This is a genomic window from Sphingobacterium sp. DR205 (genome assembly GCF_011064245.1).
GTDB lineage: Bacteria > Bacteroidota > Bacteroidia > Sphingobacteriales > Sphingobacteriaceae > Sphingobacterium > Sphingobacterium athyrii.
Genome location: NZ_CP049333.1, coordinates 6288505 through 6302037, shown reverse-complemented (window position 1 = coordinate 6302037; position 13533 = coordinate 6288505). Strand labels below are relative to the sequence as shown.

Annotated in this window: 13 protein-coding genes; 8 read left to right on the top strand and 5 right to left on the bottom strand. The window is 37.4% G+C overall.

The genetic code is table 11. The features are described 5' to 3' along the window. Nucleotides 1-43 precede the first annotated feature (43 nt). Nucleotides 44-883: a hypothetical protein gene (locus G6053_RS26880; RefSeq protein WP_108635033.1), complete on the bottom strand. Its 840-nt coding sequence runs from the start codon at nt 881-883 to the stop codon at nt 44-46. 182 nt (nt 884-1065) lie between these two features. Between G6053_RS26880 and G6053_RS26875 the strand changes: the two genes are divergently transcribed. From G6053_RS26875 to G6053_RS26860, 4 genes are read left to right on the top strand one after another with little or no spacing between them, the layout of a single operon-like run. Further along, the gene (locus tag G6053_RS26875; RefSeq protein ID WP_108635034.1) at nt 1066-1680 is read left to right on the top strand and encodes an RNA polymerase sigma-70 factor; all 615 of its coding nucleotides are present in this window, start codon (nt 1066-1068) and stop codon (nt 1678-1680) included. A gap of 2 nt (nt 1681-1682) precedes the next feature. Next, nucleotides 1683-2696 carry a FecR domain-containing protein gene (locus tag G6053_RS26870; protein ID WP_108635035.1) on the top strand — a complete coding sequence of 338 codons (1014 nt, stop codon included), beginning with the start codon at nt 1683-1685 and terminating at the stop codon, nt 2694-2696. Between the two features lie 18 nt (nt 2697-2714). Beyond that, nucleotides 2715-5285 carry a TonB-dependent receptor gene (locus tag G6053_RS26865; protein WP_108635036.1) on the top strand — a complete coding sequence of 857 codons (2571 nt, stop codon included), beginning with the start codon at nt 2715-2717 and terminating at the stop codon, nt 5283-5285. A gap of 5 nt (nt 5286-5290) precedes the next feature. Further along, nucleotides 5291-6109 (top strand): DUF4249 family protein, encoded by an 819-nt coding sequence (locus G6053_RS26860; protein ID WP_108635037.1) that lies wholly within the window; start codon nt 5291-5293, stop codon nt 6107-6109. 215 nt (nt 6110-6324) lie between these two features. Here G6053_RS26860 and G6053_RS26855 read toward each other — a convergent pair whose 3' ends face one another. Beyond that, nucleotides 6325-6816: a histidine phosphatase family protein gene (locus tag G6053_RS26855; RefSeq protein ID WP_165309133.1), complete on the bottom strand. Its 492-nt coding sequence runs from the start codon at nt 6814-6816 to the stop codon at nt 6325-6327. 272 nt (nt 6817-7088) lie between these two features. Here G6053_RS26855 and G6053_RS26850 point away from each other — a divergent pair, with 272 nt between their 5' ends. The 3 genes from G6053_RS26850 to G6053_RS26840 are packed head-to-tail and all read left to right on the top strand — an operon-like array spanning nt 7089 to nt 9392. Further along, complete coding sequence (locus G6053_RS26850; protein WP_241254851.1) at nt 7089-7937, top strand: glycosyl transferase; 849 nt, start codon at nt 7089-7091, stop codon at nt 7935-7937. Then, nucleotides 7937-8338, top strand: coding sequence for an FdtA/QdtA family cupin domain-containing protein (locus G6053_RS26845; RefSeq protein WP_108635040.1), 402 nt, complete (start codon nt 7937-7939; stop codon nt 8336-8338). The genes G6053_RS26850 and G6053_RS26845 overlap by 1 nt, the downstream gene beginning before the upstream one ends. 7 nt (nt 8339-8345) lie before the next feature. Beyond that, entirely contained in the window at nt 8346-9392 is a 1047-nt protein-coding gene (locus tag G6053_RS26840; protein ID WP_241254850.1) for a DegT/DnrJ/EryC1/StrS family aminotransferase, read from the top strand. Nucleotides 9393-9455: 63 nt separating this feature from the next. Here G6053_RS26840 and G6053_RS26835 read toward each other — a convergent pair whose 3' ends face one another. The 3 genes from G6053_RS26835 to G6053_RS26825 are packed head-to-tail and all read right to left on the bottom strand — an operon-like array spanning nt 9456 to nt 12509. Next, entirely contained in the window at nt 9456-10313 is an 858-nt protein-coding gene (locus G6053_RS26835) for an alpha-1,2-fucosyltransferase (RefSeq protein ID WP_165309131.1), read from the bottom strand. Between the two features lies 1 nt (nt 10314). Next, entirely contained in the window at nt 10315-11319 is a 1005-nt protein-coding gene (locus tag G6053_RS26830; RefSeq protein WP_165309130.1) for a glycosyltransferase, read from the bottom strand. Between the two features lie 11 nt (nt 11320-11330). Further along, a complete protein-coding gene (locus tag G6053_RS26825; protein ID WP_165309129.1) occupies nt 11331-12509 on the bottom strand; it encodes a glycosyltransferase family 4 protein in 1179 nt (392 codons plus the stop codon). Between the two features lie 167 nt (nt 12510-12676). Here G6053_RS26825 and G6053_RS26820 point away from each other — a divergent pair, with 167 nt between their 5' ends. Then, the gene (locus G6053_RS26820; protein ID WP_165309128.1) at nt 12677-13504 is read left to right on the top strand and encodes a glycosyltransferase family A protein; all 828 of its coding nucleotides are present in this window, start codon (nt 12677-12679) and stop codon (nt 13502-13504) included. Nucleotides 13505-13533: the final 29 nt, after the last annotated feature.

Genomic DNA, 13533 nt, shown 5'->3' with positions numbered 1-13533 from the left:
AGGTAGGAAAAAAGCCTCCAGAATGGAGGCTTTAATGTATTTTTTAATATTTAGGTTCTGCAATGATGAAATAAGTTTCAATGGCATCTTTCGGAGAACCTACTAAGGCGATTGAAGAAGCTCCGTTTTCCCAAATCGCTACTGGAGTGTAATTCAACTTGTTTTTGAAAAGCATGATATACTTTTCATCAAGTTCGGCTTGTTTATTTTGTGCAGAAACAAATTTAGGTGTACCAAACGTCGTTTGTGCCACTTCCATTAAATACTCTTTTCCTTTTTCCGGAGTTTGTTTTGGAAATTGATCTCCATAATAAAGACTCACATAACTATATGGATATTGCCCTTTCACATAGGTTTGATCTATACGATAGCCTTTTTTGTAGGAATAAGACTGTCCGACAATGTTACTTGCCGGTGGATTTTCCCAATTGACATTAAAAAAATCTTTTCCTGCAATAGCTCTGAAGGTCAAACTAGATCTTTTTATAACTTTACTATCTTTATAAAGGAGAAGGTTGAATTCATAATTACCAGGTTTGTTGAATGTAATCCCTCTATATGCCAGATTTCTCTCAGTGCGTGTATTGTAATGAAGAACATCGTCAATATGCCATACTACGGAATCCACAAAAACGTTATCCCAATCGATAAATGATCGGTAATCCTTATGGTTTTCTTCGTCATATACTCCAACTAGTGTTTCTTTAAAAATATTAACCGTATTGACTTCAGTATGAACATTGATATTTTTAATCAACTTATCACTATAGGATATTGCTTCTTTTTCTGGTGTAACTACTTCTGGCGTTTCAGGATAATTGTCTTTAGCGCAAGAAAATAAAATGCAAGCAATACAACTCGCAAGGAAATATTTTTTTAACATTAATTTGATTTTTCGTAAAAATAAAAAATATAATTGAAACTTACTTGTTGTGTGGCGTTTTGTTTTTTTTTACGTTAAGCTATTGCTTGGGCTTCATTCGTTGTAAATTAGATAGATTGGATGAAATCTCCGGGGATTTGATTACTTTTACATACGATTATTATTAGCTTTACCAAAGTCCTATGTCAAACGACGTTGACCTGCTCAAAAAGATAGTTCATAAAGATAGAGATGCTTTTGAAACTATTTATAAAGCCTATTTCCGTAAATTATATACATTGTCTTTTCGGTACCTGAGAGATGAAGCTATCGCCGAGGAACTGACCAATGATGTATTTATGATGTTATGGGAGAATGCTGGAAAGCTGGCTATTAATCAATCATTGGGGGCCTATCTATCGCGGAGTGTCATCAACCTTTCACTTACTCACCTCAAAAAGAACCAGCGCCTGAAGGATCACAATCAGAATTATTTGAAGGATTTGAATCCGGCAGACGATTCGGACCAAACCGATCACGCGACTTTATATGAATCCAAATTGTTAATGATCGAAAGTATATTAAAAGAGTTGCCTCCACAATGTAGGAAAATTGTTCTCATGAGTAAATACGATAAGATGAAACAGCAAGAAATTGCGGATCAATTGGGAATCTCCATTAAAACCGTCAAAAATCATTTGACCATTGCCTATGATAAAATTCGGGTTGCATTGGCAAAGCGAGAAGCATATGTGCTGTTCCTAATAGGCTTTTTATTTTTTTCATTAGGACTTTTAGTTCAGTTTGTTATCATATAGATATGGAAGAAAACAATACGTCAAGATTTATTCCTTATGACTTGATCCAGAAAGATTTGGATGGGGTTATTTCCGCTGAGGAAAGGCTGTTGCTTGAACGTTGGCTTTCTGAGGATGTGGAAAATCCGAAACGATATGATGAAGTCAGAACGCTATCCGATGACCTTATTGTGCTGGAGCATTATAAAAATGTGGATACCAATAGCCAGTGGGATAGATTTAAACAAGGCTTGGATCGGGTACAGGCAACTGATGAAGTAACGTTGCCTACACCTATGAAAACAATCTTGAAACCTTGGATGAAACTCGTAGCTGCGGCAGTGTTGCTGATGATTGGATTTGCATGCTACCTGAACTTTGACCGTTGGGTGGGGTATGAGAGCCAATTATATGGAACAGCCGAACAGGAGCGTATATTATTGCCCGATAGCTCCATCATGGTGCTGTATGCAGGTGCAGAAGCAAAATTCAATACACGCACATTTAATCAGCAACGTATTGTTGAATTAAAAAAAGGAAAGGCATTTTTTGACGTAAGGCATGGCCGAACCTCTCCTTTCGTGGTCGAACTGACCCATAATTACGTGCGTGATATCGGTACATCCTTTGAAGTTAATTTACTCGCAGGGGATGTAGAGGTGCTGGTGAAAGAAGGTACCGTGGCTTTGAGCGGTGGAAAAGGAGCTGCAGCAAAAGAACTTATCCTGCAAAAGAACGAGAAGGGCTTCTTTAAAAAAGAGACCGCTGTACTATCAAAAGTTACCGTCGATGATTTAGAAAATGACTATAAGGTAGCACAGAAACTCAGTTACTCCAACGAACGCCTGGACAGTATCTGTTCGGATCTTGAAAAGCGTTTTCAATCTCATATTGTTGTGGTTGGTGACAATTTGAAAGCACGGAAGCTAAGCATGTATTTCGATGGCCAATCACTGAATGAAATTGTGCAGATTCTTTCCAAGACTTTAAATGTGAAATGGAAAGCGAGTAAAAAAGGATACAGTATCTACGAATAGAGACTGGGGAGTATTGCTATGAAGGGTATTGTTCTGTCTCGTTTTCTCTTGTTGTGCTGGCTGATTATTTTCACTTATTCAAAATCATCTGGCCAAAGCAATCTCTCGGATTTGCAAGTTTCCATCGATACAAAAAATAAAGAGATCATTCAGATTTTGACAGAAATCAATAAAAATTACGGGATTTCTATGTCCTATGATGAGCAGATCTTTAACAGAAATATTGTTTATGGTAGGAACTTCAACAAATCCAGCCTGGAGGATCTTCTTGCGTATCTGCTGAAGGACTCGAAAATTGGTTTTACAGTGATCAACAGGGCATTGATTCTTTATCCTGAGGATAAAACTTTCACCATCAAAGGGCGTGTTGTTGACAGTTTGAGCGGAGAGAGTCTGATTGGCGCCAATCTGGTAATTGCTGGAAAAAATAGAACCGGTTTTAGTAACAACTATGGTTTCTATTCATTGACGCTTCCTAAAAGCAATCATGACTGTGTGGTTAGTTACCTTGGCTATCGCACAAAAAATATGCGCTTTACACCCGAAATGGAAAATGGTTACCTTGTCATTAAGCTATCACCTATGGATATGAACCTGAAAGAGGTTGTTATTGATAGTGATTCGATTGTTGCTGATAGAGAGCAACAGCGTCTCAATGAGAAAATAAACTGGGCCCGCTTCCGGAATAATTCATTTTATAAGGGTGAAGCAGATATTATAAAAGTTTTGCAGATGCAAAACGGTATTAATGGACTCACTGAAGGAGGAAGTAATCTTTTTGTACGTGGTAGTGGAAAAGATCAGAACCTTATTCTGCTTGATGAAGCTGTTGTTTACAATCCCTCACATTTATTTGGCCTGACGTCTGTATTCAATTCGGATATTTTAAAACACACGCAGATTTATAAGGATGGGATACCTGCTAATTATGGTGGCAGACTAGCGTCCATTATGGAAATGAACACAAGAGATGGCGACAATGGGGCTATGCATTTTTTTGGTGGAACAAGCCTTTTGGTTGCTCGTTTAGGGGCAGAGGGGCCATTTATCAAAAGAGGTAAAGGATCTTTTTTGGTTACAGCACGCTCCAGCATTTCAAATCTATTAAATACGGAGTATCGGTTATTTAATGTCAAGGGAACCTATAGTGATTATAATGTCAAATTGAACTATGCTTTCTCAGAACGGAATAAGATCTATCTTTCAGGGTATGTCGGACAGGACGAGGTAGTAGCTCTCAATAAAAATACAAATCGTTGGGGTAATTGGACTTCAACGTTGCGGTGGAATTATGTACATAGTCCACGTTTGTTTATGAATATCTCTGCAATTCTTAGTAATTATCGCAACAAACTGGATGTCAGCAAGCCAGAATCTTCTGATAATAGAACCTGGCTGACGCAAATCAGGGATAAAAGCTTAAAAGCAGATTTTACCTATTTTATGGGATTAGAGCGAACACTGGATTTTGGAGCTCAGGCTACCCTTCATCGCTTTAAACCAGGCGAGATTGCTCCCGTGGATGTCAACAATGAGGATAATATTTTTAGAGCACAAACGTATGAATATACCGGATACGCCTCGTTTAACTGGAAAATAGATTCCTCCTTCCGAGTCGTATTGGGTACTCGCGTGAATGCATTTTCCAGTACTTCTTTTGGAAGGTATTACTTACTGAATAACAATCAGTATAAAATGTTGGCTGAAGAGGCCGATAAAAGGAAAGCCTATTATGGGCTGGAACCTCGTATTACAATGATGTATAGATTTGGTTCAGGATATAGTGTGAGATTGTCTTACAATAGACTGTATCAATACCTCCAACTTCTACAAAATGACGAGTTGGCATTTTCCTCGTTGGAAGCTTGGATACCTGCAGGACAGAATATCAAACCGCAATACGCGGATGCATTCTCTTTTCGGATACATAAAATGATCTATAAAGGAGCTATTAGCATAGAAGGATATTGGAAAAAGATGAAAAATCAAGTTGAGCTGATTGATCATGCACAGCTTATCTTAAATCCTTTTATCGAAACGCAGGTCAAGCAAGGGAATGGCCGTATGTATGGTGTGGAATTCTCACTGAATAAAAGAATTGGAAGCTTTGATGGTACATTTTTTTATAGCTGGTCTCGTTCTTTTCGTACAATTGCTGGAATTAATAAAGGTCAGGAATATGTTGCAAATGCTGATATTCCTCATGTTTTAAAAAGCAACTTATCCTATAGTATCAATCGTTTTATGCATTTAAATGCATTTTATACGGTGCAGTCCGGCCGTCCCTTGACGTATCCTATGGGTTTTACCGAATATGAAGGAATAGTCGTTCCGATTTATTCTAATAGAAATTCGCATCGAATGCCCTTGTTCAGCCGTTTAGATATCAGTTGTTCAATAGATCTAGAAACAAAAAAACAAAGAGAAACGGGGCGACGGAACACGCTGAACATCGGCCTCTACAATGTGCTAGACCGGCGCAATCCACTTTATTATAGCTTTTCCGAAGATGATAGTGGCAATCCGGCTGTTCAGCAGACTTCCTTTTCTGGAATTGTTCCGGCTATAAATTATGCAATTAGATTTTAAGAGTCATGAAAATAATTATTTTGTTTCTTTTCCTTTCTGTTCTCCTATCCTGCGAAAAACCTGTAGTTGACAGGGATCAATCCTATGATATGATTGTTGAAGGCGGAATTAATACGCTCTATCAAGAACAATATATAGCGCTGAAGCGACTTAATATATCTTCGTCCGGAAGTAAGACTGAGGGAATAAGTGGCGCTGCAGTGACAGTAACTAATGGTCCCAATAGTATACTATTTGAGGATCTTGGAGATGGCCTTTATAAAGGCAGTTTATTTAATCTGAAAGATACAGTCAACAACCTTTTTCAGTTAAAAATTGAGTCAAATGGCAAGATATATGAGGCTCAAGATCAGCTTATTCCCATCGTGCCAGTAGAAAAATCTTTTATTCCTGTAGAGAAATCGGATGCTCGTCAGAATTGGCATGTAAAGGTCTCCACTTATTTATTTGGCATGCGAAACTCAAATAAATGGTTGATTTTGCCAAAAAGGGAACTTTCGAATGAAAGTATTACGGTATTTAAAGCGCCCTTCAGTTACAGTTTTAAGTTCGGAGCGCCGAATGTGTTAAATACCTTGCTGACGTCAACTTATAGTTATGAAATGAGCAAAAAGGATAGCTTATTCATTGCAAAATTTGCTATTTCTCCCCGATATGCTAAGTTTCTTTACAATTTATTCCAAGAGACAAAATGGAAAGGGCTGCTGTCTGCCGTTCCGGCAAATGTACAGGGAAATATTTCGGGCAATGCGCTGGGCTATTTCTATGTAATGGATGGTGTAGAAAAAACGGTTTCAATGAAAAATATCAGGGATAGTAAATAAACGTTGTAGCAGATAAAAAGTGAATTAAAAGCCTTATGCAAGTCGAAATTGCATAAGGCTTTTTCTATATGTCAAATTGCTGGAATCATATTTTTAATTTTTTTTTAAAAATTGACCAGATTGACTAGGACTTTTTTAGCCATCAGTTGTCACTATTACAAGATTGGACTATTCAGGAGATATGTTCCGGGACCTATCGTTCTTTAATCTATATTTTAATCAACAATCTGTACAAGATCGGCACAGTTGCCACTAAGCATTTGAAAGGTAAAGCCGGCATCGATCTTAACCTCTGCAAATGATGAGGTGCGGAGATAAGCTGACTTTCTGGTTAGGTATTCCACCAAGTCCGTCAATGTCGGGTTGTGCCCAAAAAGTAAGACATGATCAATATGATCGGGGATGGTGTTGATGACTGAAAGCAAATGCTTGTAGGTGCACTCATAAATAGACTCTTCCATCTGAATATCAAATGATGAAGCACCCATAACGTCTAAAAAAACACGGGCGGTTTGTAAGGCTCTATTAGCTGGCGAACTGATCACAATGCTGTTTTCATCGAGTGTGAGTTTGGCTGCAAGTTTCTCTGCGACCTGTTTTGCGTGTTGTATGCCCTCGGAAGTCAATGCACGATCAAAGTCATTGACCCCGGGAATGGTTTCGGCTTTAGCATGTCGGATGATATAAAGTTTTTTACTGTTGTTCATGATTAAAATTTTTGATTCTATACTATTAACGTTTTTGTTCTCCATTTCATTGTGTTTGTGGCAGGGAGACAGCAGGTCTTGCATATGAATACAAATAATCGTAAACGAAGTTTTGAAAAAGTATATAATATATGTATAATTATTGCACCTTATTTAATTCATTGTACCTTTCACGCGGACTGGCCTTGTATCGGTCGCTTGAAAAGTGCGTAAGGAACTTTCATCTTTATATTTTTGCATTTGATGATGAATGTTATAACATTCTGAAGCGTATGGAGCTGTCTCATGCTACCATCATCTCTTTGTCGGATTTTGAAGATGAGCAATTATTGGCTGTCAAACCCACACGTACAGTAGGAGAATATTGTTGGACCTGTACACCGTCTATTATTTTATATAGCATCCGTAATTATGATCTGTCAAACTGTACCTATTTAGATGCCGATTTATTTTTTTATGCGGACCCTGCCGTTTTAATAGAGGAAGCTAAAGGGGCGTCAGTAATTATAACCCCACATCGGTATAGTGCGATGTATGAAGATAGTGAATCGGGCGGAACTTATTGCGTACAGTTTGTTTACTTTAAAAACTCACCTGAGGGAATAGCAGTCTTGGAATGGTGGCGTGCAGCCTGTATCGAGTGGTGCTATAATCGGAGAGAGCCTGGACGATTTGGGGATCAAAAATATTTGGATGTGTGGACATCGAAATTTACTGGGATACATGTATTGGAGCATCTCGGTGGCGGAGTTGCGCCCTGGAATGTTCAGCAATATGAATTCGAACATAAAATAGGGCAAGTTTGGGGAAGGGAGCTTTCGAGCCAACAGTTGTTTCCAGTGATATTTTATCACTTTCATGGATTAAAATATGCAGAGAAGAATTCTTTTACACTATCTAACTACTATACATTAAACGATAATGACATCGAATTTCTCTACAAGCCATATATCAAGATGTTAACATGTGCTGACCGGGAGATCAAAGCATTATCGCGTAAGATTGTTTCGCATGAAATCAATGAAATTCCACGTATCAGAACTTCACTGCGCCGTATGTTTAAATTATATGCACTCGGCAAATTTAGAGAATACTATCACAAATCCTATTTTTTAAGATAATGGCTTATCAGATTGACCTAAAAACATTCACCGATGATCGTGGGCATTTAACGGTGATAGAAAAAGTTATTCCTTTCGATGTGCGTCGGATATTTTACATTTATGGGGTAGATGGATCCACCCGCGGCGGACATCGACATCATCAAACGGTCCAAGCTGCGATCTGCCTGAAAGGGAGCTGTGCTATTTATAATCAGGATGGAACCAATGAGCGCGTTTTCGAATTGAATTCACCAGATCAATGCCTTATTTTGGAACCTAAAGATTGGCACCAGATGTTCGATTTTTCAGAAGACGCTATCCTCATGGTACTTGCTTCTGAATACTTTGATGCAACAGATTATATTTACGAACCTTATTTTATACATGATCCCTTACGAGAGCTTACAGCAAGTCAATAAAGAATTTATGGATGAATATACCGCGGCATTCCGAGAAGTGTTGAATGGAGGTTGGTATATTTTGGGAAAACAGGTGGGGCAATTTGAACAATCCTTTGCGAGCTATTGTGATGTACAGCACTGCATTGGGGTGGCCTCCGGATTGGATGCGCTTGTACTGTCATTACGTTATTTTGGCTTTAAACCGGGAGATGAAGTGATTGTCCCTGCTAATACCTATATCGCGTCGATACTCGCTGTTATGCAGGTTGGGTTAAAACCTGTTCTTGTAGAGCCCGATATACATACTTATAATATTGATCCTAGGAAAATTGAGCCCGCTATTACAACACGGACCAAAGCTATTTTAGTTGTCCATCTTTATGGAAAGATGTGTGACATGGATCCCATTCTTCAACTGGCAGATCAATATGGTTTAAAGGTTATTGAGGATTGTGCGCAAGCGCATGGCGCTAGTTATAAAGACAAAAAGGCGGGCTCATTTGGTGATTTTGGTGCATTTAGCTTTTATCCAACGAAGAATCTGGGTGCATTGGGAGATGCCGGTGCCATAACTTGCAAGGATGAGGAACTGAATAAATCTATTCGTACACTACGGAATTACGGCTCTTCGGCTAAATATGTGTTTGATGAGGTGGGGTACAACTCTAGGCTGGATGAGTTACAGGCAGCTTTTTTATCTGTAAAATTGAAGTATTTGGATAAGATTACTGTACATAAACAGATGCTGGCCGCAATTTACCGAAGTGAACTGAAGTCTGATTTTATTCTTCCGGTGGTAGAAGGTGGTTTTGAGGATGTTTACCATATTTTTGCTATACGCCATGCTGAGCGAGATCGACTAAAAACGTATTTGGTAGACAACGGTATCGGAACAGAAATTCATTATCCAATAGCTCCACACCAACAAAAAGCGATGCAGGGGATTCTATCCGGCGCAAACTATCCAATCTCAGAAGAAATTCACCGAACAATACTTAGCCTTCCGATTTCCTATGGCCACACGGAAGCGGATATTAGTCGAGTGGTTGAGGTAATGAATAAGTTTTCTTAAAGTTTTCTTATCAAGGCTGTATCTGCTTAATAAAATGTACGGAAGAGAAAGAGTACTTTTACATCAAAAGGTAATGAATTCAGATAAAATCAATCCAGAAGTATCTATTGAAGTGTTGTTGATCCATTTTTTAGGAGAAACGACAACTTTGTCTGGATTACCATTTAACCAAGCTCCCCACCAACTAAAGCTGCTATTGGCAATAATGTGATGTTTACACAAAGACATAAGCTGTAGATCCCGAAAACTATTGAGGCCAATATTGTGATCGACGAAAATTGCATTTATATCTTTAAATTGAGATTTACACCAAAGAATGTCGTTGGAGAATATGACAAATACAGGTGAATCCTGTGTTTCCTCAATGTATTCTATACTTTTTCTATAGTAGTCTTCCGTACAAATATCTTTAAAAAGAGGTTCTAGTAGATAATCTCCTCTACGGACATGCAATGAGACTGCGTTTTCCTTGTGAATTAAATTTTGAATACGGATATTCTCGCTATTTTCAAATGGCGGGAATTGAAGGGTTTGCCGAAGGAGATCTTCTACTCTGTTAAGGTAATGTATGTGCTGCCAATACCCCCAGTAGTAACGATTTTCATGATCTTCAAAGATCTTTTGAGAATAGGCAAACTCCGGTGATTCTTCAATGTATGCATTTGTTGTGTTATAGATCTGCCTCAATTTTCTCCAGATCCATTTGTTATTATTTCTTAAATAGAGCTTGTGTTCAAAGGAGTTGATTTGGGGGAGATTTATATTGAAAATAGTATTTAATTCGAACCCATTATGTAATTGATAACTTTTGAAGTCACTAAGATCAGCTTTTACTGTTTTAAACTTTTGGTGCAGTGCTAATAAGAAAGCGTATTGAAATAGTTGATTGCCTAATCCACCTAAGAATTTTACTATTTTCATTTTATTTAAATAAATTTTTAACAGAATTTTTTAACGCTCTTCGGAATTGTTTTGCTGTGAAATACCGCCAGCCAAAAAATGGCCTGTTGAAGAAATAGAAAATTGTCATTTTTCCTCCGTTGTTCATGATTACTTCATACCATCGTTGGAAAATAAACCGTTTAGCATGGGTTGACGATGAATGAGGAGGCGCATAGATTCGATCGAGCAGGTCAGCATGGAGTTTCTTGTATGCGGCGATATTGATTTCGTCCCAATTGATGGGATGAGTGATCATTTTTTGGTAACTGATGTCAGCAGGCAGGCGGAGACTGCGTAGAATATTTTCTTTTATAGGTAAGACTTGATTGTAGAGATCCTGTGCATATTTCTTTGATATTCCTGAAGCATGATCACGGTAAAAAATTAGGACTTTGTCAAGGTTGCCGACAGGATATTTTGTTGAAATCCGCAAAAATAAATCGTAATCCTCAGCAAGAGGAGTGCGATATCCATTAAACTCTCTAAATACTTCAGTTCTCATCATGATCGAAGAATGAGTGAAATTGTTTCCCAAAAGTAGACGATACCGGAGTAAGCTAGGTTCTGTTTCTACCGTAAATTGTTGCCCCGTCGGTATTCCGTAGGGGTCTATGACGTCTGCATGACCACCTATTAAGGCATACTCGGGGTGAGCTTTAAATTCGTTTAATAAGGATTCAATCCGATCTGGAACGGCAATATCATCGCTGTCCATGACAGCGATAAATGCTCCATTAGCTTCTGCTAATGCTCTGTTTCTGGTGATAACAACACCTTGATTACACCCATTTTGCAGCAATCTGATTCTGCTGTCTTCGAACTTTTTAATCTCATACAAAGTATTGTCTGTCGAGCAATCGTCGATGATTAGCAGCTCAAAGTTTGAATAAGTCTGATTCAGAATGCTTTGTATTGCTAATGAAATGTACTTCTCCGTATTATATGCGGCCATAAAGACCGTTACCAGAGGGTGTTGTGAATTCATTTTAAAAGAAATTATTGAGCATTGGGAATATTTGCTAATAGCAGATTTCTGTAGTTCTTTTTAAATAATTCATAATTGAAGTCGTTTTTTACGATCTCAATTGAATTTTGAGATATAATGGGTAGTAATTCGCGATGGTTCGCAATAAACTTCAATTTATCGATAAAGTCCCTAACGAGAGATTCCTCTTCTGAATAATTTTCTATGATAAATCCAGTGTTAGTTGTCTCATTGATTTTACCTGCAACTTCTCCGACATTTGTTATTATTGGAATATTGCCTAAGGCCATCCCTTCTAATAAGACCATGGGAAAACCTTCGAAACTCGATGTTAACATAACGAAATGGCTCTTGGCATACTCAATATTTAATAGCGATTTATCTGCTATTCTGGAGATGAATTGTATATTCTTGGTCGATTGATGCTGATAATTTTCAAAATCGCCAATCATTGCAAATTTATAGGGGAGATTTAATTCCTCACTTCTACGAGCTATCTCTAGAAACACAGGTACACGTTTTTCGGGAGCATTCCTTGCAATGAATAGTATACGCAAATCATTTTTGAAATTTTTGTCTGCTGGAATTGATGGAATTTCGACTTGATTTGAAATAATTTTTATTCTTTCCGCATACTTCCGATCGACATTCTTTTGGACATAATAAGATGTTAATTGTTCTAAATGTTTTGGTCCTAAAACGACCCTGTTGTCCAATAAAGGAACTAAAGGCAAGGATATCTCTTCAAAAGAATGATCCCCGATAAAATAATGGATTAGATCTATCTTTTTGACATTTGGAGACAAGAATGGCAATAGATAATAAAAAAGATGGCTATTGCATCCAAATACGACAGCATTTGGTGTGTTGTTTATTTTGAATGCAATTTTTTTTGCAATATGTTTTTTGAAGCTTGTTTTCTTGGACCAACGAAACAATTCAATAAGCATAGCATGTTTTGTAAACTCATTTTTAAAGTCGTTGCTGGTAGAGTGTTCAGTAATAAAACAAACTGGATTTTGGTCTTTTATGGAATTTAAAATATCTAAATGCACGCGCTCTGCTCCTCCAATGTGATAAACGGGGAAGAAACAATAAACTGAAGTTTTCGATTTATTTATTTTCTTTATAATAGATGGATACTTCAAGATGGAGGTAATTGTCTGAAGCCATTTTTTGGTTTTTTGCATAAAGTATGATCAAGCCTGTTACGAGGGCAAAATACAAAAAAAATGGTAGATTGGTAGAAAAGATGAGTCAAAATAGACGTATTATGAAGTGATTGAAGTAAAAAAATATTAACTTTGTCAACGATAATAACTAGAATTTATCGCATATTATTTAGTTTATAATCCCGATGTTTCAAAAAGATTTAGTGAGTATCGTTATACCCGCATATAACGCTGAAAAGACAGTGATAGAGACCCTAGAATCTGTCATTAACCAAATATATAAAAATATTGAAGTGATTGTTGTCAATGACGGTTCTACCGATAATACGTTAAATATTGTCAAGGAATTTGCTGAAGCTTATCCCAATATAAAGGTCCTTTCAAAAAATAATGAGGGATTGCCCGCGACAAGAAATTACGGATTTAAATATGTAACTGGTGAGTATCTTGTTTTTCTTGATGCCGATGATTTATTAGATGCTACTTATGTCGCCTCTTGTGTAGAACAGTATCACAATAATAGCCAGTTAGATATTGTATACACTCAAACTCAACTTTTTGAACGAGAGACAGGCCTTATGGAATCTTGGGATTATTCTAAGGAATCCATATTATGGACAAATTGTTTTACGGCAACTGCCATGATGAAAAGTGAGAATCTTAAGACCATCGGCCTATATGATACAAATCTAAAATTTGCCGAAGATTGGGAGATGTGGATCCGAATGACGGCACAATTTGATAACGTCTACAAAATCAACAAGCCCTTGTTTTATTATCGAAAAAGACATACGAAAGATTCAATGACCGATGAAAATCGGAAACAAAATATTTCAGATGAGTCTTGGTTGTATATTTATAATAAGCACTATACTTTATACAAGAACAATAATTATGGAATAGAGAGGCTGTTTGATAGAGTACATTCTGAGGATAGAATAAGGAAGAAGTACTACAATGTCTGGTACAGAAAGCTGTTTTATTATCTTAAAGGACGTAAGAAAGGGGGGTAGTTTTTATTGATAACAGATGAGTAAGCTGT